We start from the raw sequence: 20,389 nt of genomic DNA on the forward strand, positions 1-20,389 counted from the left end.
ATACAGCGCCCTGACTAGAATAATGGGCTGTGACGCGGGAATAGCTCAGCTGGTAGAGCACAACCTTGCCAAGGTTGGGGTCGCGAGTTCGAATCTCGTTTCCCGCTCCAAACAGGCGACCCCGACCGGTCACGGTCGGGGTTTTTTATGGCTAGGTGGCAGAATGGTGATGCAGCGGCCTGCAAAGCCGTGAACGCCGGTTCGATTCCGGCCCTAGCCTCCATCTATCCGCCCGGATGGCGGAACTGGTAGACGCACGGGACTTAAAATCCCGGGGCTTTGGCCGTGTGGGTTCGAGTCCCACTCCGGGCACCATCTCCATCAGCCGGAGCATGCAATGACCACGCCCATCCTCATCACCGGTGCCAGTCAGCGTATCGGCCTTGCGTTCGCGAAGCACTGTCTGGAACGCGACGTCCCGGTCATCGCCACCTACCGCACCCATCGACCCGCGGTGGATGACCTGGTGCAGGCCGGCGCGACGTGCCTCCATGCTGATTTCGCCAGTAACGCCGGCGTCGACGCCTTCATTGACACCCTCAGGGCGCAGACCCCCACGCTGCGGGCGATCATCCACAATGCCTCGGACTGGCTGCCGGAGAGCCCGGATACCGATCCGGCGGATGTCATGGCGGCCATGATGCAGATCCACAGCACGACGCCCTACCGCATCAACCTGGCCTGCCGGGATCTGCTTGAGAACAGCGACACGCCCACCGATATCGTCCATATGACCGACTATGTGGTGGAAAAGGGCAGTGCCAAGCACATCGCCTATGCCGCCAGCAAAGCCGCGCTGGACAATCTGACCCTGTCCTTTGCCCGGCTGCTGTCACCCGCGGTCAAGGTCAACAGCATCGCCCCCTCGCTGATCATGTTCAACGAGGGCGACAGCGAAGCGTACCGCGAAAAGACCCTGAAGAAATCGCTGCTGGGAATCGCCCCGGGCGAGACGGCGGCGGTGCAGACCCTGCAGTTTCTGCTGGATAATCCGTACATCACCGGCCGGCGCATCGGCCTTGATGGGGGGCGGAACTTGGTCTGAGTCGACCGCCCCCGCGATCGTGCTAGCGTCCGGCGTTGGTCTAATCGGTTTGCGTGCCGACTCCGACCGCCGCCAGTGCCTCACGGATTGCATCGAGGCTTGTCGGATCCTCGATGGTCGCCGGTACCGCAACATCCGCGTCGCGGGTGAGCTGCCGGATGGACTTGCGCAGGATCTTGCCCGACCGGGTCTTCGGCAGTTTGTCGACCACAGCGACGGCCTGCAGCGAGGCGATGGCGCCAATCCGGGTGCGGATCATTGCCATGAGTTCTTTCTCCAACCGCGCTGGATCAATGGTCTCGCCTGATTTGAGCACCACGAACCCCATGGGCATCTCCCCTTTCAGGGCATCCGCCACGCCCACGACGGCGCATTCGGCGACGGCTGGATGATCGCCGATCATCTCCTCCATCTCGCCGGTCGAGAGTCGATGGCCGGCGACGTTGATGACATCGTCCATCCGCCCCATGACGAACAGATAACCCGCCTCGTCGATGTAGCCGCCATCGGCGGTGTCGTAGTAGCCGGGTAAGGCCTGCAGGTATGAGCGGCGGAAGCGCTCGTCATCGGCCCACAGCGTTGGCAGACACCCGGGCGGCAGGGGCAGTTTGAGAGCGATGCTGCCCTGCTGGCCCGGGGGTTGCGCCACGCCATCACCATCCAGGATCTCCACCTGATAACCCGGCACGGGCAGGGCCGCGGAGCCGCTTTTCTCAGGGTGTGGTTCGATGCCCATGGGATTGGCGGCGATGGCCCAGCCCGTCTCGGTCTGCCACCAGTGATCGATCACCGGGCGCTGGGTGATGGATTTGATCCAGCCATAGGTCGGGGGATCCAGCCGCTCGCCGGCGAGGTAGATCCGCTCCAGGGCGCTGAGGTCGTGCCCGGCCATAAGCGCCGCCTCCGGGTCTTCCTTGCGCACGGCGCGAAAGGCGGTGGGGGCGGTGAAAAAGGCCTTGACGCGGTGCTCGGCGAGCACCCGCCAGAAGGCCCCGGCATCCGGCGTCTTAACCGGTTTGCCCTCGTAGACGATGGTGGTGCAGCCGTGGATGAGCGGCGCGTAGACGATGTAGGAGTGCCCCACGACCCAGCCGACATCCGAGGCGGTCCAGAACACATCCCCGGGGTCGAGGTCATAGATCGCCTGCATGCTGAAATTGAGCGCCACGGCATAACCGCCGGTATCGCGGACGACGCCCTTGGGTTTGCCGGTGGTCCCCGAGGTGTAAAGGATGTACAGCGGGTGAGTCGCCTCGACCGGTACCGGATCGGCCGGGGGGGCCGCTTGGATTAGCTCGTGCCAGTCCACCTCGCGGGTCACGCCGCCCGCCGCCGACAGGGTGGCAGCGCATTCCGGGCGCTGCAGGACCACGGTGGTGGCGGGCGGGTACTGCGTCTCATCCAGCGCGGCCTCGACCAGCGGTTTATACGGCAATACGCGGTCGACCTCGATACCGCAGCTCGCGGTGATCAAAACGCGTGGCCTGGCGTCGTCAATGCGCACCGCCAGTTCATGGGGCTGAAAACCGCCGAACACCACGGAGTGGATGGCCCCCAGCCGGGCGCAGGCCAGCATGGCCACCACGGCCTCCGGCACCATGGGCATGTAGATGACCACGCGGTCGCCTTTCACGACCCCCAGGTCCCGTAGCCCACCCGCCAATCGGGCGACTTCGTCACGCAGCTCGTGATAGCTGATGGCCCGTTTTTGACCGGTGACCGGGGAGTCGTAGATGACCGCCGTCTGCCCGCCGCGACCCTGTTCAATGTGATGGTCGAGGGCCAGATGGGACAGATTGAGCTCGCCGTCGGTAAACCAGCGGTCGTGGCCCGCTTCGTCGCGGCCGAGGATGGTCTCGGGAAACCGGTACCAGTCGAGCTCGGCGGCCTGATCGCGCCAGAAACCGGCGGGATCATCGATGGAGCGCTGATAAATCGCTGCGTAATTCATGGGACTCTCCTCCCGGATTATTATTGTCGCGACGCGGTGTGCGCGCCGCTCAGATCACATACAGATCGACATACTCGTGCACCGGCATTGATTCGAGACGCGCCTGATCCAGCGAGACATCAAGGATGGCCCGCTGCTGACGGGCCGGGAAACGCCGCGCCAGATTGGTCCGGAACTTGTCCTCGAGCAGCGGGATGCCTTCTTCGCGCCGGCGCTTGTGGCCGATGGGGTATTCCACGACCTCCTCGTCGAGCACCGTGCCGTCATTGAGCTCGACGGTCAGGGCGTTGGGGATCGAGCGCTTGGCCGGGTCGTGATAGTCGGCGGTGAAACCGGCATCCTCAACGCAGACGATCTTCTCGCGCAGGGCGTCGATGCGCGGATCGGCGGCGGCACTGTCCTCGTAGTCGCGGGCGGTGAGATGACCGAAGATCAACGGCACCGCCACCATGTACTGCACGCAGTGATCGCGGTCCGCGGGGTTGTTGAGCGGTCCCTGCTTGTCGATGATGCGGATGCAGGCCTCGTGGGTGCGGATGCTGATGCGCTTGATATCCGCCGCCGAGCGGCCCATTTCGGCCAGCCGGCGATGCAGCGTGACGGCCGCCTCTACCGCGGTCTGGGCGTGGAACTCCGCGGGAAAACTGATCTTGAAGAGCACGTTTTCCATGACATAGCTGCCATAGCCGCGCTGGAACGAGAACGGCTCGCCATTGAAGAGGACGTCATAGAACCCCCAGGTCGGCGCGCTCAGCGCAGTGGGATAGCCCATCTCGCCGGTTCTGGCCATCAACGCCAGGCGCACGCCGCGGGCGGTGGCATCGCCGGCCGCCCAAGATTTCCGGCTGCCGGCGTTGGGGTAGTGGCGGTAGGTGCGCAGCGACTGACCGTCCACCCAGGCCAGTGACACGGCGTTGAGAATCTCCTCGCGGGAGAGGCCCAGCATGTCGGCCACCACCGCCGTGGTCGCCACCTTGACCAGCACCACATGATCCAGACCGACGCGGTTGAAAGAGTTCTCAAGCGCGATCACGCCCTGGATCTCATGGGCCTTGACCATGGCGATCAGCACCTCGCGCATGGTCAGCGGTGCGCGGCCTTCGGCGACGGCCGTGCGCGACAGCCAGTCGGCGGTGGCGAGGATGCCGCCCAGGTTATCCGAAGGATGCCCCCACTCGGCGGCCAGCCAGGTGTCGTTGAAGTCGAGCCAGCGGATGATGGCGCCGATATTGAACGCGCCCTGGACGGGATCGAGCTGGAACTGGGTGCCCGGTACCCGAGTGCCGTTGGGGACCGTGGTGCCGTACACGACGGGGCCCAGCAGCTTGGTGCAGGCCGGATACTCCAGTGCCTCAAGGCCGCAGCCGAGGGTGTCGATCAGGCAGTTGCGGGCGGTTTCAAGGGCCACATCGCGGTCGATGGGGTAGTCCCTGACATAGTCGACGATGTCAGTGAGGACGGTATCGGCGTTGTTCATGGGCTGTTCTCCGTGGGTCATGGATCAGTCGCGCGCATCCAGCGGCACGAATTTCAGATTGTCGGGGCCGATGTAGTTGGCACTCGGGCGGATGATCTTGTTGTCCTGGCGCTGCTCGATGACATGCGCCGCCCAGCCACTGGTGCGTGCGATGACGAACAGCGGGGTGAACAGGGCGGTGGGGACGTCCATGGCGTTGAAGGCCACCGCCGAGAACCAGTCCAGGTTGGGGAACATCTTCTTGGCGTCGGCCATTACCGCCTCGATGCGCTCGGCCACCTGGAAAAGGCGGGTGTTGCCATTGCGGTCGGTGAGATCGCGGGCGATGCGCTTGATGACCTCGTTCCGCGGGTCGCTGATGGTGTAGACGGGATGACCGAAGCCGATGACCACCTCTTTGTTGGCGATGCGCTCGCGGATGTCGGCCTCGGCCTCATCGGCGCTGCGATAGCGCTGCTGGATCTCGAACGCCGCCTCGTTGGCGCCGCCATGCTTGGGCCCGCGCAGTGCGCCGATCGCCCCGGTCACCGCCGAGTACATGTCCGACCCGGTGCCGGCGACCACCCGGGCGGTGAACGTCGAGGCATTGAATTCGTGCTCGGCGTAGAGGGTGAGCGCGGTATGCATCGAGCGTTCCCAGGCCGCCGACGGCGCCTCGCCATGCAGGAGGTGCAGGAAATGGCCGCCGATGGAGTCGTCATCGGTTTCCACATCAATGCGCCGGCCGTTGTGACTGAAGTGATACCAGTAGAGCAGGACCGAGCCCAGCGAGGCGAGCAGTCGATCGGCGATGGTGCGGGCACCCGCCTCGGCGTGGTCGTCTTTCTCGGGCAGGCAGCAACCGAGCAGGGACACACCGGTGCGCATGACGTCCATGGGATGGGTGGCGGCGGGGAGCTGCTCGAGGGCGGCCCTGACCGGCGCCGGCAGACCCCGCAGGCGCCTGAGATCGGCCTTGTAGCGGCGCAGTTCGCCGGCATTGGGCAGATGCCCGTACACCAGCAGATAGGCGGTCTCCTCGAAATCGCAGCCCTCGGCGAGATCGAGAATGTCGTAACCGCGGTAGTGCAGGTCATTGCCGGTCAGGCCGACGGTGCAGAGCGCGGTATTGCCGGCGGTGACGCCGGAAAGGGCAACGGATTTCTTGGGCTTGGGGGCTGACGGGGTGTCACTCATTGTCCGTTCTCCATGCTGAACAGTTGATCGAGCTTCGCCTCATAGGCGTGATAGTCAAGAAATTCATACAGTTCCGCGCGGGTCTGCATGCGATCGACCACACCGGCCTGGGTACCGTCGGCGCGCACACGGCGATAGACATCGAGGGCGGCGGCATTCATCGCCCGAAACGCCGAGAGCGGATAGAGCACCAGCCCCACGCCGGCACCGCCCAGCGCGTCGCGGTCGAACAGTGGCGTCGAACCAAATTCTGTGATGTTGGCGAGCACCGGCACATCCACCGCCTGGCTGAAGGCGCGGTACATGTCGAGCTCGGTGATGGCCTCGGGGAACAGCATATCGGCACCGGCTTCGATGTAGGCGCCGGCGCGGTCGACGGCGGCGTCCAGGCCCTCCACCGCGAGGGCATCGGTGCGGGCCATGATGACGAAGTCGGGATCGGTCCGGGCGTCCACCGCCGCTTTGATGCGATCGACCATCTCCTGCTTCGAGACAATGGCCTTACCCGGTCGATGGCCGCAGCGCTTGGTCTGGACCTGGTCCTCGATATGGCAGGCGGCGGCCCGCGCCTTGATCAGCGAGCGCACCGTCCGGGCGATGTTGAACGCGCCGCCAAAGCCGGTATCCGCGTCCACCAACAGCGGGGTGTCGACGGCATCGGTGATGCGATTGACGTCAGTGACGACGTCGTCGAGCGTGGTGATGCCCAGATCCGGCAGGCCCATGGACCCGGCCGCCACACCGCCACCGGAGACATACAGGGCGTTATAGCCCACCTGGGTCGCCATGACCGCGTGATAGGCATTGATGGCGCCGATGACCTGCAGGGGGTTTTCGTTTTCGACCGCGGCGCGAAAGCGCCGACCGGGCGACTCGGATGATGTCGACATGGCGGGGTCTCCTCCTCGTTGTTATTAAACTTACTGCAAGCCGCGTGCCAGCGCGTCGGCAATCGGCTCACGTCGGGGGCAACGCGCGGTTTCCGCGGGCGTTGGGGGCGATTGGATGGGTTCGGCCCCGGCACGCAGTGTTTCATTGCCTGTCGCAGTGAATTACCCTGAAACGAATAATGAAACGCTCGGGACCGGGCGATGGGGGAGGGGCGATGGCGGATCAATCAGTGCGGGGCGAGGATCGTCCGGTGATCCTTGCGGTGGGCTTCAGCCGCCTCAAGGAGGTGTTTCGGGTGATCGTCCCTAGTTACGCCGCGCAGGCCGATGTGCATATCGTCGATCGCGGTTTTGACGATGCGCTGGCCGAAATCCGCCGCTATCAACAGACCCGCGGCGTGGACGCGGTGGTGGCCGCGGGCTCGAACGGGGCGTTTCTGCGACGGCACCTGGCCCTGCCGGTGATCCTGGTGACCCTCACCGGCTTTGATGTGCTCAACGCACTGGCGACGGCGCGCCGATCGGCCCGCCGCATCGCCTTGATAAGCCACGGCATGACTCACCCTGAACTGATTGAATTCAAACAGCATTTCGGCCTTGAACTGGAGCACTACGCCTACGAGACGGCCGCCGATGCCGAACGCCGGGTCAGTGCCCTGGCGGGCCGCGGAGTGGGGGCGATCATCGGGCCGGGGCTCGTCACCGACCTGGCCGAACAGGCGGGCCTCGCGGGCATTTTCGTTTACTCGCGCGCCTCCGTGGAGCAGGCGCTCGACAGCGCCATTGAGATCAGCCGTATCGGGCGAATCGAGGCGGCGCGCCGTGAGCGTCTCGATACCATCCTCCAGCAGCTCGAGGAGGGCGTGGTGGCGGTGGACATGGATGAGCGGGTGCAGTCGCTCAATCCCGCCATGGCCCGGTTGCTGGGGGTGGATGCCGACGCGGTCGAGGGGCGGCGGCTGAGCCAGGTGGCGAGCCAGCTGGCCCTGCATGACACCCTGGCGCACGGGGTGACGGAGCTGGGGGGCGTCCAGCGCATTGGCAACCGGACCGTTGTCACCAACCGCATCCCGATCCGCGAGCAGGGTGTGCAGACCGGGGCGGTGGTCACCGTCCAGGACTCAGCGACCATCCAGCGGGTGGACCGGAGCCTGCGCTCCACCAACAAGCCCCGGCAGTTCGCCGCCCGCTACGAGCTCGACGGGATCATCGGCGACTCGCAGCCCCTGCGCGAGGCGCGCACGCTGGCGGCCCAGTATGCCGCCACTGATACCACGGTGTTGATCCTCGGCGAGAGTGGCACCGGCAAGGAGCTGCTCGCCCAGGGCATCCACAACGCCAGTGCCCGGCGGGGGCATGCATTTGTCGCCCTCAACTGCGGGGCCTTCCCCGAGAGCCTTCTGGAGAGCGAACTGTTCGGGTTTGAGGAGGGCGCTTTCACCGGCTCGCGGCGCGGCGGCAAACCCGGGCTGTTTGAATCGGCCCACACCGGCACGATCTTTCTTGACGAGATCGGGGAGATGCCGCTTACGCTCCAGACCCGGCTATTGCGGGTCCTCCAGGAACATGAGGTGATCCGCCTCGGCGCCACCCAGCCGACACCGGTGGATGTGCGCGTCATTGCCGCCACCCATCGCGACCTGGCGGCCGCGGTGGCGGAGGGGGCCTTCCGGCAGGATCTCTACTACCGCATCAACATCCTGCGGCTCGACGTGCCGCCGCTGCGCGAGCGGCTTGATGATCTGCCCGCACTGGCGCGCAGCATTGCCGGCCGGGCGCTTGCCCGCCAGGGCCGGACCGGTGCCATGCCGGCGATGCTCGAGCAGGTGATGCCGTACTGCCGGGCCTATCACTGGCCGGGCAATATCCGCGAACTGGAAAACCTGATCGAGCGCGTGGCGATCTTTGCCCCGGGATTTGAATCCGGGCCCATGGATCAGCAGCGGCTCGAGCGCCTGGTCCCGGAGCTTTTCAGCGACGCGACGCCGCCCCGGCCCGCCGTTGACGACATCGACGCGATCCATCGGGTGCTTGCCCAATGCGGCGGCAATCGGAGTGCCGCCTGCCGTCAGCTGGGGATCAGCCGCAGTACGCTCTGGCGGCGCCTGTCCGGCGCGTCATGAAAAGCGCTCGAAGGCCAGACTGGCGTTGGTGCCACCAAAGCCGAAGCTGTTGCTGACCACCCGGTCGAGACGGCGATTTTCGAGGGTTTCGGTGACCACGGGGTAGTCGCCGGCCTCGGCGTCGAGGTGTTCGACATTGAGGGTCCCGGCGATGAAGCCGGCCTGCATCATCAGCAGCGAGTAGATGGCCTCCTGCACGCCGGCGGCCCCCAGAGAGTGACCGGTCAGCGACTTGGTGGAGCTCACCGGCGGGCGCTCGGCGCCGAAGACCGCTTCCAGCGCCCGCAGCTCGGTGATGTCCCCGGCGGGGGTGCTGGTGCCGTGGGCGTTGACGTAATGCACGGGCCGGTCGGCATTGATGCCCGCCATCTCCAGTGTCTGACCCAGGCAGCGTTCGGCGCCTTCGCCGGAGGGCGCCACCATGTCATAGCCATCCGAAGTGGCGGCATAGCCCACCAGCTCGGCAAGGATCGTGGCACCGCGCGCCTCGGCATGCTCAAGTGACTCGAGCACCAGCATGCCGCCCCCGCCGGCGATCACGAACCCGTCGCGGTCCCGGTCGAAGGGCCGCGAGGCACGCTCAGGGGTGTCGTTGTAGCCGGTGGACAGCGCGCCCATGGCATCGAACAGCATGGTCAGCGACCAGTGCTCTTCCTCGCCGCCGCCGGCGAACATGACGTCCTGCTTGCCAAGCTGGATCTGCTCCATGGCCGCGCCGATGCAGTGGGCGCTGGTCGCGCAGGCCGAGGAGATGCTGTAGTTGATGCCCTTGATGGCGAACGGCGTCGCCAGACAGGCGGAGGTCGTGCTGCCCATGACCTTGGGCACGGCGAAGGCGCCGATCTTGCGCACGCCACGCTCGCGCAGGATATCCGCCGAGCGCACGACGTTTTCCGTGGAAGCACCGCCGGAGCCGACGATCAGGCCGGTGCGCGGGTTCGACACCACCGAGTCGGGCAGTTCGGCCTGATCGATGGCCTGCTGCATGGCGACATAGGCGAAGCCCGCGGCATCGCCCATGAAGCGCCGCGCGCGCCGTGGGATGGCCGCCTCCAGATCGATATCAGGCTGCCCCGCGATCTGGCTGCGCAGGCCACGCTCGGCGTATTCATCACTGAAACGGATCCCCGAGCGCCCGTTTCGCAGGGCCTCGGTGACGGTTGCCGCATCGTTGCCCAGGCAAGAGACGATGCCCATGCCGGTGACTACCACTCGCCGCACGTTTCGACTCCCTTAGAGATTGCTCTGCGGATTCTGGAACAGACCGACGCGCAGGTCCATGGCGCGGTAGATCTCCTCGCCATCAACGGTCACAAAGCCATCGGCGATGCCCATGTTGAGCCGTCGCCGGATGATGCGCTTGACGTCAAGCCGGTAGTGGACCAGCCCGTTGTCCGGGAGGATCTGGCCAGTGAACTTCACCTCGCCGCAGCCCAATGCCCGACCCTTGCCCTCGCCGCCGATCCAGCCCAGGTAAAAGCCCAGCAGCTGCCAGAGCGCATCCAGGCCGAGGCAGCCCGGCATGACCGGATCGCCGGGGAAGTGGCAGCCGAAAAACCACAGATCGGGTTTGACGGCCAGTTCGGCCTCGACCTGGCCCTTTTCATAACCACCGCCGTGATCATCGATGTGCGTGATCGCATCGAACATGAGCATGTTCGGGACCGGCAGCTGCGGGTTGCCCGGGCCAAACAGCTCGCCGTGGCCGCAGGCAAGGAGTTCATCGTAGCTATAACTGGATTTCTGATTCATGAATATCCGCAAGCCGCAGCTTCGGTGACATGGCCCTGACATGTCGAAGCGCGGCGGCGTTGGGGAAAGGGCTGTTCCAGCCGCCTGACACTACTCACTGGTGGCCGGACTCGCAACCGTGCGATCACGCCAATCGTGAATCCGCTGACGGATGCCGTCGGTGTCCAGCCCCACCAGCGCGAGCTGCTCATCACGCTCGCCATGATCGACGAAGTGATCGGCGAGACCGATCTGCAGCAGGCGAGGCCTGAGATCCAGTTCTGCCAGCGTCTCGGCGACGGCCGAGCCGGCGCCCCCGGCCACCATGTTTTCCTCGAGGGTCACGATGGCGGCGTGGGTTTCGGCCATCTCGCGAATGCACGCCTCATCCAGCGGTTTGACGAAGCGCATGTTGACCAGCGTGGCATCGAGCTCTTCGGCCACCGTCTCTGCCGGGGCCACCATCGTGCCGAAGGCGAGCAGAGCGATGCCCTGACCCCGGCGCCGGATCTGCGCCTGCCCCACCGGCAGGGTCTCGAGGGTGGTCTCGGGGACCGTGCCCGGGCCGCGCCCGCGCGGGTAGCGCACCGAGGCCGGGCCTTCGATGGCCAGGGCCGTGGAGAGCATCTGCCGGCACTCGCACTCGTCGGCGGGCGCCATGACGGTGACATTGGGCAGGCAGCGCATGTAGCTGAAGTCGAACATGCCGTGATGGGTGGCCCCGTCGGCGCCCACCAATCCGGCCCGATCCAGGGCAAAGACCACCGGCAGGTTCTGCAGCGCGATGTCGTGAATCAGCTGATCATAACCGCGCTGGAGGAAGGTCGAGTAGATGGCGAGCACCGGCTTCTCGCCCTCGCAGGCCAGCCCGCCACATAGCGTCACGGCGTGCTGCTCGGCAATCGCGGTGTCGAGATAACGATCGGGGAAACGCTCGGCGAAGGCCACCAGCCCGGAGCCCTCGCGCATGGCGGGCGTCACGCCCCACAGCCGCGGCTCCTGTTCGGCCATGTCGCAGAGCCACTGGCTGAACACATCGGTGTAGGTGAGCGGCGCGGCCTCGGTGGCGGCCTTGAGACCGGCGGCCGGGTCGAATGCCTTCACGCCATGGTAGGCAATGGGATTGGCCTCGGCCTTGGCATAGCCCTTGCCCTTGCGGGTCACGCAGTGAAGGATGCGGGGACCGTCCATCTCGCGCAGCCGGCCGAGGACCGTAACCAGCTCGTCGACGTCATGGCCGTCTACCGGCCCGAAGTACTGAAAGCCGAGCTCTTCGAAGAACGTGCCGGGCACCAGCATGCCTTTGACGTGCTCCTCCGCGAGTTTGGCGAAGTCGCGCATCGGACCCGGCATGCGCTCGAGCACATTCTTGGCCTCGGCGCGCATGTTGCCGTACACCCCCCCGGCGAGCAGCCGCGCGAAGGTCTTGTTGAGCGCGCCGACGTTCTCCGAGATGGACATCTCATTGTCATTGAGCACCACCAGCAGGTCGGGGCGCACGTCGCCGGCATGGTTGAGGGCTTCGAACGCCTCGCCGGCGGTCAGGCCGCCATCGCCGATCACCGCACAGGTCTTGCGGCCGTCATCGCGGTTGCGGCTGCCAAGGGCCATGCCCAGGGCGGCGCTGATCGCGGTGCTGGAATGCCCGACACCAAAGGTGTCGTAGGGGCTCTCATCGCGCACCGGAAAACCGGCGGGCCCGTCGATCTTTCGCACCCGGCTGATCTCCTGCCGCCGGCCGGTGAGGATCTTGTGGGGATAACACTGATGCCCGACATCCCAGACCAGCCGGTCATAGGGGGTGTTGAGCACATAGTGCAGGGCGACGGTGAGCTCCACCGCCCCCAGACCGGCGGCGAGGTGACCACCCGAGCGCGCCACGCTATTGAGCAGGAAATCCCTTAACTGCTCGGTCAGGCGCGGCAGCTGCGTCTGGGGCAGCTCGCGCAGGTGGGCCGGCTCGTCAATCCCTTCCAGTAGCGGGTAGGCACTCATGTCCATGGGCTCTCCTCGAGATAGTCTTCCAGCTCGGCACTGGTGGGTAGTTCTTTTTCATTGACCAGCTGACCGCGCACCGATATCCCCGCAGCGTGCACGGTTTCGGGGTCGCCGGAGACCAATGGATGCCACCAGTCCAGGTCCTCGCCGTGGTAAAGCCGGCGATAGGCGCAGGTCGTGGGCAGCCACTCGTAGGCTGCCACCTTGGCAAGCGTCAGCTGTATGCAGTCCGGAACCGTTGCGTGGCGATTGGCGTAATCACTGCACTGGCAACTGTGGGAGTCAAGCAACTGACAGGCCACCCGGGTGGGGTAGACCTCGCCCGAGTCGGCATCCTCGAGCTTATGGCGGCAGCACTGCCCGCAACCGTCGCAGAGGGCCTCCCACTCGGGCCAGGACATCTCGGCGAGGGACTTGCGCTGCCAGAACGGTGTCGTGAACACTGTCATTCCTTGAGTGTACCGCGACTGGCCCGGCGACGGCGATGCCAGCCACCGCACCAATGCAGCCCCAGGGGTGGCGGCGTCATCCTAATGTGATTATGCTCCAGCCAACGGCAGTTATGAGTGGAATTCCGCATTTGGCCGATTGGATGGGAATTATGAGAACGACAAGGACGGTGGGCCGGGCATTTGCGTTGGTCCCATTATTAACGGCGTGCGTCACGCTCGCCGGGGGCAACCCCGACGACGTCGCCGAGCCGTCTTCAGGGATGACAGCCGAGACGCGGATGGATAGGGAGACGACGTCTGAGGCCTCGCAGACTGCCCAGCCCGCGGCAGGCGATAGTGGCTCGGTGGACTCCCGCGCTGATGGCCCTCTACAAAATGTGCCCCTGGTCATTGACCTATCCGACCTCAGCGACCCGGATGGGCTCGGCACCCCATCGATCCAGTGGCAGGCCTTTAATGCGGAGCGGGGTAGCTGGCGGAAAATCGATGGCGCTACGCGCCAGACCTTCACCCCCCGCCAAACCCATGTGGGCAGCCGCCTGCGCGTCATGATCGAGTACGTTGATGGCGGCGGTACGCTTGAATCGATCACTACCCAGCCCACCTCACCGGTCCGTAACGTGAACGACGTGCCGACCGGGCAACTGCAGCTGCGGGGCATTCAGGCGCAGAATGAGACCTTGCGCGCCGACATCAGCGCGATCCGTGACGTTGATGGGATTGGTCCGCTGAATTACCGCTGGGAAATTTCCAGCGACGGCAGCACGTGGCAGCGCTACCGGGGGAATGACTGGCGGGGCGACACCATTACGCTGACCCAGGACGAGGTTGGTCGGTACCTGCGTGCAGTCGTCAGCTATGTCGACGGTTTCGGCGCCGAAGAGCGCATCGAGAGCGCGGCCACTGACCCGATTCGAAACGTCAATGATCCGGTCCAAGGCGAACTTTTGATTGACGGACCCACCCGGGTCGGAGACACGTTGCGTGCCGACACCAGTCGCATCAGCGATCGCGACGGTATCGCTGACATCTCATTGGTCTGGGAGGCCTCGGAAGACGGTCGAACATGGCGTCAGGCGGCGGAATCAGCGACGCGCTCGCTGCCCCTTGATCGACAGCTTGCGGGTCAGCAGATCCGGGCGCGCGCCAACGTTGTCGATGACTTCGGCAATACCGGCACGGTTCTCTCGAGCACCGTCGGCCCCGTTGAAGCAGTCAATCGAGCCCCCTCGGGGGATCTGGAAATCCGCTCGCTCGACTAGCCGAACGCAATCCGATCTTTTGAGGCGCACGGCGGACATCACGCCCCGTGCGCCTTTTCAATTCAGACAACGCGGATACGAATGCCAGACAAGACCATTGCCGCCGAGGCGGCCCGCCGCCGGACCTTTGCCATCATCTCGCACCCCGATGCGGGTAAAACCACGGTCACTGAAAAGCTGCTGCTGTTTGGCGGTGCCATTCAGCTGGCGGGGACGGTGAAAGGGCGCAAGTCCAGTCGTCATGCGACCTCCGACTGGATGGAGATGGAAAAGGAACGCGGGATTTCCGTGACCTCATCGGTCATGCAGTTCGCCTATCGGGATCGTATGGTCAATCTGCTCGACACGCCGGGCCATGCCGACTTCTCCGAGGACACCTACCGCACGCTGACCGCGGTGGATTCGGCGTTGATGGTGATCGACGCCGCCAAGGGCGTTGAGGAGCGCACCATCAAGTTGATGGAAGTCTGCCGCCTGCGCACGACGCCGATCATGACGTTCATGAACAAGCTCGACCGCGAGGGGCGCGATCCCATGGACCTGATGGACGAGGTGGAGCGGATCCTGCGCATGCGCTGCGCGCCGGTCACCTGGCCCATCGGCATGGGTAAGCGATTTCGTGGCGTGTTCAATCTGCTCGATGACCGCGTACACCTGTTTGGCGCTCAGCATGCCGGCGGCATCGAGGCGGGGGAGACCATCGAGGGGATCGATAATCCGCGTCTTGATGAGGCCCTGGGCGATCAGGCCGAGGAGCTTCGCGACGAGGTGGAGCTGGTGCGCGAGGCGGGAAATGAATTTGATCGTGAGGCCTACCTCGCCGGTGAGCTGACCCCGGTTTTCTTTGGCTCCGCGGTCAACAACTTCGGACTCCAGGAACTGCTGGACCGGTTTGTCGAGCATGCCCCACCGCCGCAACCCCGTGCCGCCGAAACCCGCACGGTGGCCCCGCAGGAAACACCGCTGACCGGGTTTGTTTTCAAGATCCAGGCCAATATGGACCCCAATCATCGCGATCGCATCGCGTTCATGCGCGTCTGCTCGGGGGCGTTCGAGCGGGGCATGAAGGTCCGCCATGCGCGGATCGGGAAGGACGTGAAAATCGCCAACGCCATCACTTTCCTGGCCTCGGACCGCGAGCATGTCGAAACCGCCTATCCGGGGGACATCATCGGTCTGCACAACCACGGCACCATCCGCATCGGCGATACGTTCACCCAGGGCGAGTCGCTGAAGTTCGAGGGCATTCCCAACTTTGCCCCGGAGCTGTTCCGCCGGGCGGTGCTCAAGGACCCCATGCGCATGAAGGCGTTGCAGAAAGGACTGGTGGAGCTCTGCGAGGAGGGGGCATCACAGCTGTTCCGCCCGCTGATGGGCAACGACCTGATCGTCGGGGCGGTCGGCGCGCTGCAGTTCGATGTGGTGGCCCATCGCCTGCGCACGGAGTACGGCGTGGACTGCCAGTTCGAGCCGGTGAATGTGTCCACGGCGCGCTGGGTCTACAGCGACGATCCACGCCAGCTTGCGCGTTTTCAGGAGCGCCAGCAGGAGCACCTGGCGGAGGATGTCTCCGGGGCGCTGGCCTACATCGCGCCATCGCGGGTCAACCTGCAGCTCACCGAGGAACGCTGGCCGGATATCGAGTTCCGCGCCACCCGCGAGCACTAAGGCCTTGAAAATCGCCGTGGTATGCCGCCATGTCTAAAGCGTTACCAAAAACGTGGAGAACGACATGCGACGTGCACTGCTGATGTTGTTACTGCTGGCGCTGCCAATGGCCGGCCAGACACAGATTGTCGATGAAAACGGCAACACCCCAAGCCTCGCGCCTCTGGTGGAGGAGGTCTCGCCGGCGGTGGTGAACATCGCCACCTCCGGCACGGTCGAGGCCGAATCCAACCCGCTTCTCAACGACCCATTCTTCCGGCGGTTCTTTGACGCCCCCGAACAGCCGCGCCAGCGCGAAGTCCAGTCGCTGGGCTCGGGTGTGGTGGTCAATGCCGATCAGGGCTATGTGCTGACCAACCATCATGTGATCGCCCAGGCCGATGAGATTACCGTGGCGTTCAATGACGGCCGCGAGCTGTCGGCGGAAATCGTCGGCTCCGATCCGGAGACGGATATCGCCGTGCTGCAGATCGACGCGGAGGAGTTGAGCGCGCTGCCCATGGCGGACTCGGACAGCCTGCGGGTGGGCGACTACACCATGGCCATCGGCAACCCCTTCGGCCTTGATCACACCGTGACCACCGGTGTGGTAAGCGGCCTTGACCGGACGCTGCCGGGCAACAACGGGGCGCGCCTGCAGAGCTTCATCCAGACCGATGCATCCATCAATCCGGGCAACTCCGGCGGTGCGCTGATCAATCTGCGCGGCGAGCTGGTGGGCATCAATACCGCGATTCTCTCGCGCAGCGGCGGCAATATCGGCATCGGCTTTGCGGTGCCCATGAACATGGCCCGTCAGGTCATGGATCAGATCATTGAATATGGCGAGGTACGGCGCGGTATTCTGGGCGTGCGCGTCCAGGACCTGACCGCCGAGATGGCCGAGGCCTTTGACATCGACCGCAACGACGGTGCCCTGATCAGCCAGGTGACCCCCAATTCGCCCGCGGCCGAGGCAGGCCTGCAGGCCGGCGACATTGTCATTGAGGTGAATGGCACGAGCATCCCCGATGCCAATGCCATGGCCAACGCGATTGGGCTGCTCAGGATCGGTGATGCCGTCAGCATGACCTACGTCCGCGACGGGGAAACGCAGACCACCACGGCCACCGTGGCGGATCCCCAGTTGGGGGAGGTGAGTGCCGATGCGCTGCACCCGGGTCTGGCCGGTGCCACGTTCAGCGAGCTTGACGAGCGCTCGCCGCTGTTCGGTCAGGTCGAGGGCGTGCTGGTGACCGACGTCGCCCAGGGCAGCCGCGCCGCGGAGTACCTGCAGCCGGGCGATGTGATCACATCGGTCAATCGTGAAGCCGTGGATTCCATGGCGGCATTTCGCGCGCAGGTCGAGGGCAGCGAGCGGCTGCTGCTCAATGTCCGCCGCAATAACGGGGCATTCTTTGTCCTGATCCGCTGAGCCGGCGACGATCCGGCACTGAAAAAGGCGGGGCCCCGCAGGGCACCCGCCTTTTTTGTGGGCCCAGGGTGGCTACCCGCCTCAGGCCTGATCGGTCTCCATGGAGGCGGAATAGCGCCCCTCCCGCGCCAGCGAATTGAGCCTGGCGCGGTGCAGGAAGGCCTGCTGGGCGGCCTCCTTATTCCGCGCGACGCCGGCCCAGGCGGCCTGGACCGGGTTCTGCAGGGCACGGCTGAACGAAAAACTCATCACCCAGGGTTTGGGCCCCTCGGCCTGGTTTATCGCATTGAGATGGGCGGTTGCCTCTTCGCTGGTCTGCCCGCCGGAGAGGAAGTTGATGCTCGGCACCGCCGCCGGCACGGTCCGTCGCAGCACCCGCAGGGTCTCCTCGGCGCAGGTCTCCACCGCCGGGCGTGGCTGACCCTTGCCCGGCAGGACCATGTTGGGCTTGAGGATGATGGCTTCGAGCAGCACGCGATGACGGCGCAGCGCCTCGAACAGCGTGGCCTGAGCGGCCTCGGTGACCGCCGCGCAGCGTGCCAGGTCATGGTCACCGTCCATCAGCACCTCGGGCTCGACGATCGGCACCATCCCGCGCGACTGGGCGATGGCGGCATAGCGGGCCAGCACCTCGGCATTCGCCTCGAGGGCCTGGCGGCTCGGCAGCTCCGGCGTGATCTGATAGAGGTTGCGCCACTTGGTGAAAAGCGCCCCCTGTTCGACATAGCCATCCAGTCGGTCGCCCAGGTTGTCCAGGCCCTGGGTCACTTTCTCGCCATCGCTGCCGGCGAGCTCAACCGCGCCCTTATCGACCTTGATCCCGGGGACGATGTCCTGCGCCTCGCAGGCGGCGGGGATGAGCTGGCCCTCATCGGTGCGCTGACCGAGGGTTTCCTCGAAAAAGATGATGCCGCCGACGTACTCGCCGATGCCCGGGGTGGTGGCGAGCAGGCTGCGGTAGAACCGTCGGGTCTCTTCGGTGGACTCGATGCCGAAATCGGACAGTCGCTTGGTGATGGTGGGGTAGCTTTCATCCGCCGCCAGAATGCCGCGTCCGGGGCGGGTCAACCGCTCGATGGTGTGTTGCATCTGTCCGATTCGATCCATGGTCTCAATCCTCCTTTTGGGGCAAGTCTAAAGATTATCGTGAGTATCGCCCGTTCCGGCATAGCGGCGCATCCACCGGCGGATCATCGCAAACATCACCAGCGTGAGCACGCCGAGCCCCGCCAGTACGATCAGACCGGTGAGGTCCGGGTCGAGCAGAAAGCGCTTGGTCTGATTGCCCACCGCGGCGATGGCGGCAATGCCCGGGACGGTACCGATCAGTGTCCCATTCAGATACGCCCCGAAGCGGATGGACGAGGCCCCGGCCACCAGGCTGACGGCATGGAAGTGCGCCACCGGCAGTACGCGCAGGGCGGTCACGATCATGGTGCCGTGCTGGCCTGCCTGCGCGTTGAGGCGCCGGAGCGTGCGGCCGCCCAGCCGCCGCATGGGCTCGGCGCCCAGCAGATGCCCCAGCAGGTAGCTGAAAAGCGCCGTCGACAGGGTGCCCGCCGTTGCCAGGGAAAATCCGCCCCAGGGCCCGTAGATGACGATCGTGGCGACCACCATGACGGTCAACGGCACAAAGGCGACGCCGGCGGCGATGTATAACAGCAGGATGGCGGGGATCGCCCATGGCTGGGCGCGCAGCTCGGCGCCCAGGCGCAGCAGTTGTTCGAGTTGGGTGTAGGCGCTGAGATCGCCGACCTGCCAGGCAACCGCCACGCCGATCAGGATCAGGACGGCCACCATCGCCCGCCATAGCAGCGGCCAGCGGCGCCGGATGGCTGCCCGCCATTCAGCCCGCGTCGGCATCATCGCGCAGGATACGGCCCCGGGAGCGCCGGATCCCGAAGGCCACCAGGGCAATCACGATCGGGATGGCCACGGCCGTGGCGATGCGCCCGTTGGCGAGAATGCCGGCCCCGGCCAGCCCGTCGAAGGCGTAGCTGATCAATGACACCGTGTAGTAGCTGAGGATGACCACCGAGAGCCCCTCGACGGTCTCCTGGAGCCGCAGCTGCAGGCGGGCGCGTCGGTTCATTGACTCCAGCAGATCCCGGTTCTGCGCTTCCAGCGCGACATCCACCCGGGTTCGCAGCAGATTGGCACCGCGGCTGACCCGCTTGGAGATGCGCTCAAGGCGATCGCCGATGTGCACACAGGTATCCAGGGCGGGCGCCAGGCGGCGCTCCATGAATTCATCGAGGGTGCTGACCCCTTCGATGCGCTGCTCGCGCAGGACCTGCAGGCGGCGTCTGACCAGCGTGCCGTAGGCCGCCGTCGCGCTGAAGCGGAAGTTGGTCCGGGCCATGAGCCGCTCGACCCGCGCGGAGAGATCCGACAGGGCCGACAGCAGGTCGCGTTCGTCCGCCAGATCCGAGACATCGGACAGCTGATCCATCAGCGTCCCGAGCTGGGTCTCCATCTCGGTGATCTCCGGGGAGAGCTCCCGCGCCAGCGGAAAGCCAAGCAGCGCCATGAAACGGTAGGTTTCCAGCTCGAGCAGGCGCTGGACAAGCCGCCCGGCCTGCATGGGGTTGAGGCTTTCGTCGACCACCAGAAAGCGCAGAAAACCGTCGCGATCGGCCATGAAATCGGTCCATACCGACGCGGCACCGCCACTGCAGTAACTGCCGGCAAGGCTGTCCGCCTGAAAGTACCGCCCCAGTGAATCGATATTCGTGGACACCCCATTGGCGCCCACCAGGGTGACGTGGGTCGCCGCCAGCAGCTCGCCGGGCAGTTGCGGCAGCCACTGGGTGGGCAGCTGCGTGCTCGCCGGCTCGGCGAATGGCTCGGACTCGGCACCGCTGACAAAGATGGTGTAGGTGGAAAACTCGGTGTGCCGCTCCCAGCGCAGGCGAAAGCCCCGGGCTTCCAGGGTGAAGTGGCCCGCTTCTGCATCCGGTGGATCGACCCGCAGCCGCTCGCAGAGTGCGGTGAGGTGGGCGACTTCCTCGCTGCGGCCGCTGGTGCCGGTATGCATCAGCAGGTGTGAGACGCGAAGGGGGGCCTCCAGGCTCTCGAACGGCCGCGCATGCGCCTCTTTGAGCAGGGTGTCCCGAAGGGTGTGCGTGGTGATGCCGGTTTGACTGACCATGCTGGACGGAGGCCTTTTCTGCAGCTGCGCGCACGCTAGCGCCGAGCGGCG

At 65.4% G+C, this 20,389-nt stretch carries 16 protein-coding genes and 3 tRNA genes; 8 read left to right on the forward strand and 11 right to left on the reverse strand.

Annotated elements, in window-relative coordinates; all coding sequences use genetic code 11:
• The first annotated feature begins 34 nt into the window (after positions 1-34).
• The 4 genes from BBH56_RS03775 to folM all read left to right on the forward strand — a co-directional run bounded on the left by BBH56_RS03775 (position 35) and on the right by folM (position 1,045).
• Positions 35-110, forward strand: a tRNA-Gly gene (locus BBH56_RS03775).
• A gap of 39 nt (positions 111-149) precedes the next feature.
• Positions 150-223: transfer RNA gene (locus BBH56_RS03780), tRNA-Cys, on the forward strand.
• A gap of 7 nt (positions 224-230) precedes the next feature.
• Positions 231-315, forward strand: a tRNA-Leu gene (locus tag BBH56_RS03785).
• Between the two features lie 22 nt (positions 316-337).
• Positions 338-1,045 carry a dihydromonapterin reductase gene (folM, locus tag BBH56_RS03790; protein ID WP_148121991.1) on the forward strand — a complete coding sequence of 236 codons (708 nt, stop codon included), beginning with the start codon at positions 338-340 and terminating at the stop codon, positions 1,043-1,045.
• A 40-nt stretch (positions 1,046-1,085) separates the two neighbouring features.
• Here the strand turns inward: folM and BBH56_RS03795 are convergent, their stop codons facing one another.
• From BBH56_RS03795 to prpB, 4 genes are read right to left on the reverse strand one after another with little or no spacing between them, the layout of a single operon-like run.
• On the reverse strand, positions 1,086-2,996 hold the full coding sequence (locus BBH56_RS03795; protein WP_148121992.1) for a propionyl-CoA synthetase: 1,911 nt from the start codon (positions 2,994-2,996) through the stop codon (positions 1,086-1,088).
• A 49-nt stretch (positions 2,997-3,045) separates the two neighbouring features.
• On the reverse strand, positions 3,046-4,473 hold the full coding sequence (locus BBH56_RS03800) for a bifunctional 2-methylcitrate dehydratase/aconitate hydratase (RefSeq protein WP_069134429.1): 1,428 nt from the start codon (positions 4,471-4,473) through the stop codon (positions 3,046-3,048).
• Positions 4,474-4,497: 24 nt separating this feature from the next.
• Positions 4,498-5,649 carry a bifunctional 2-methylcitrate synthase/citrate synthase gene (gene prpC, locus BBH56_RS03805; protein WP_148121993.1) on the reverse strand — a complete coding sequence of 384 codons (1,152 nt, stop codon included), beginning with the start codon at positions 5,647-5,649 and terminating at the stop codon, positions 4,498-4,500.
• A complete protein-coding gene (gene prpB / locus BBH56_RS03810) occupies positions 5,646-6,539 on the reverse strand; it encodes a methylisocitrate lyase (protein WP_069134431.1) in 894 nt (297 codons plus the stop codon). Before prpB ends, prpC begins: the two co-directional genes overlap by 4 nt.
• 215 nt (positions 6,540-6,754) lie before the next feature.
• On the opposite strand from prpB, the gene prpR reads away from it, so the two are divergent.
• Positions 6,755-8,662, forward strand: a complete 1,908-nt coding sequence (gene prpR, locus BBH56_RS03815; protein ID WP_148121994.1) for a propionate catabolism operon regulatory protein PrpR — start codon at positions 6,755-6,757, stop codon at positions 8,660-8,662.
• Here the strand turns inward: prpR and fabB are convergent.
• From fabB to BBH56_RS03835, 4 genes are all read right to left on the reverse strand, one after another.
• Complete coding sequence (fabB, locus tag BBH56_RS03820) at positions 8,657-9,883, reverse strand: beta-ketoacyl-ACP synthase I (RefSeq protein WP_148121995.1); 1,227 nt, start codon at positions 9,881-9,883, stop codon at positions 8,657-8,659. The genes prpR and fabB overlap by 6 nt on opposite strands.
• Before the next feature lie 12 nt (positions 9,884-9,895).
• The gene (gene fabA, locus BBH56_RS03825) at positions 9,896-10,414 is read right to left on the reverse strand and encodes a bifunctional 3-hydroxydecanoyl-ACP dehydratase/trans-2-decenoyl-ACP isomerase (protein WP_148121996.1); all 519 of its coding nucleotides are present in this window, start codon (positions 10,412-10,414) and stop codon (positions 9,896-9,898) included.
• A gap of 90 nt (positions 10,415-10,504) precedes the next feature.
• Positions 10,505-12,394 carry a 1-deoxy-D-xylulose-5-phosphate synthase gene (dxs, locus tag BBH56_RS03830; RefSeq protein ID WP_198515255.1) on the reverse strand — a complete coding sequence of 630 codons (1,890 nt, stop codon included), beginning with the start codon at positions 12,392-12,394 and terminating at the stop codon, positions 10,505-10,507.
• Entirely contained in the window at positions 12,385-12,834 is a 450-nt protein-coding gene (locus tag BBH56_RS03835) for a YcgN family cysteine cluster protein (RefSeq protein ID WP_148121997.1), read from the reverse strand. The genes dxs and BBH56_RS03835 overlap by 10 nt, the downstream gene beginning before the upstream one ends.
• A gap of 158 nt (positions 12,835-12,992) precedes the next feature.
• Here BBH56_RS03835 and BBH56_RS03840 point away from each other — a divergent pair, with 158 nt between their 5' ends.
• The 3 genes from BBH56_RS03840 (at position 12,993) to BBH56_RS03850 (ending at position 17,187) form a co-directional block, all read left to right on the forward strand.
• Positions 12,993-14,105, forward strand: a complete 1,113-nt coding sequence (locus BBH56_RS03840; protein WP_157809083.1) for a hypothetical protein — start codon at positions 12,993-12,995, stop codon at positions 14,103-14,105.
• Positions 14,106-14,186: 81 nt separating this feature from the next.
• The gene (locus tag BBH56_RS03845) at positions 14,187-15,773 is read left to right on the forward strand and encodes a peptide chain release factor 3 (protein ID WP_148121998.1); all 1,587 of its coding nucleotides are present in this window, start codon (positions 14,187-14,189) and stop codon (positions 15,771-15,773) included.
• Between the two features lie 64 nt (positions 15,774-15,837).
• Complete coding sequence (locus BBH56_RS03850) at positions 15,838-17,187, forward strand: DegQ family serine endoprotease (RefSeq protein WP_148122732.1); 1,350 nt, start codon at positions 15,838-15,840, stop codon at positions 17,185-17,187.
• An 81-nt stretch (positions 17,188-17,268) separates the two neighbouring features.
• Here BBH56_RS03850 and BBH56_RS03855 read toward each other — a convergent pair whose 3' ends face one another.
• The 3 genes from BBH56_RS03855 to BBH56_RS03865 are packed head-to-tail and all read right to left on the reverse strand — an operon-like array spanning position 17,269 to position 20,338.
• Positions 17,269-18,294: a class I fructose-bisphosphate aldolase gene (locus BBH56_RS03855; protein WP_148121999.1), complete on the reverse strand. Its 1,026-nt coding sequence runs from the start codon at positions 18,292-18,294 to the stop codon at positions 17,269-17,271.
• 27 nt (positions 18,295-18,321) lie between these two features.
• A complete protein-coding gene (locus tag BBH56_RS03860) occupies positions 18,322-19,053 on the reverse strand; it encodes a TVP38/TMEM64 family protein (protein ID WP_148122000.1) in 732 nt (243 codons plus the stop codon).
• Entirely contained in the window at positions 19,034-20,338 is a 1,305-nt protein-coding gene (locus BBH56_RS03865; protein ID WP_148122001.1) for a DUF3422 family protein, read from the reverse strand. Before BBH56_RS03865 ends, BBH56_RS03860 begins: the two co-directional genes overlap by 20 nt.
• Positions 20,339-20,389: the final 51 nt, after the last annotated feature.

The sequence above is a fragment of the Spiribacter roseus genome, assembly GCF_002813635.1.
GTDB classification, from domain to species: Bacteria; Pseudomonadota; Gammaproteobacteria; order Nitrococcales; family Nitrococcaceae; genus Spiribacter; species Spiribacter roseus.

What these genes read in the sequence shown, in the direction of transcription:
- folM (WP_148121991.1), top strand. Translation starts at nt 338, where the DNA reads ATGACCACGCCCATCCTCATCACCGGTGCCAGTCAGCGTATCGGCCTT.
- BBH56_RS03795 (WP_148121992.1), bottom strand. Translation starts at nt 2,996, where the DNA reads ATGAATTACGCAGCGATTTATCAGCGCTCCATCGATGATCCCGCCGGT.
- BBH56_RS03800 (WP_069134429.1), bottom strand. Translation starts at nt 4,473, where the DNA reads ATGAACAACGCCGATACCGTCCTCACTGACATCGTCGACTATGTCAGG.
- prpC (WP_148121993.1), bottom strand. Translation starts at nt 5,649, where the DNA reads ATGAGTGACACCCCGTCAGCCCCCAAGCCCAAGAAATCCGTTGCCCTT.
- prpB (WP_069134431.1), bottom strand. Translation starts at nt 6,539, where the DNA reads ATGTCGACATCATCCGAGTCGCCCGGTCGGCGCTTTCGCGCCGCGGTC.
- prpR (WP_148121994.1), top strand. Translation starts at nt 6,755, where the DNA reads ATGGCGGATCAATCAGTGCGGGGCGAGGATCGTCCGGTGATCCTTGCG.
- fabA (WP_148121996.1), bottom strand. Translation starts at nt 10,414, where the DNA reads ATGAATCAGAAATCCAGTTATAGCTACGATGAACTCCTTGCCTGCGGC.
- dxs (WP_198515255.1), bottom strand. Translation starts at nt 12,394, where the DNA reads ATGGACATGAGTGCCTACCCGCTACTGGAAGGGATTGACGAGCCGGCC.
- BBH56_RS03840 (WP_157809083.1), top strand. Translation starts at nt 12,993, where the DNA reads ATGAGAACGACAAGGACGGTGGGCCGGGCATTTGCGTTGGTCCCATTA.
- BBH56_RS03845 (WP_148121998.1), top strand. Translation starts at nt 14,187, where the DNA reads ATGCCAGACAAGACCATTGCCGCCGAGGCGGCCCGCCGCCGGACCTTT.
- BBH56_RS03850 (WP_148122732.1), top strand. Translation starts at nt 15,838, where the DNA reads ATGCGACGTGCACTGCTGATGTTGTTACTGCTGGCGCTGCCAATGGCC.
- BBH56_RS03855 (WP_148121999.1), bottom strand. Translation starts at nt 18,294, where the DNA reads ATGGATCGAATCGGACAGATGCAACACACCATCGAGCGGTTGACCCGC.
- BBH56_RS03860 (WP_148122000.1), bottom strand. Translation starts at nt 19,053, where the DNA reads ATGATGCCGACGCGGGCTGAATGGCGGGCAGCCATCCGGCGCCGCTGG.
- BBH56_RS03865 (WP_148122001.1), bottom strand. Translation starts at nt 20,338, where the DNA reads ATGGTCAGTCAAACCGGCATCACCACGCACACCCTTCGGGACACCCTG.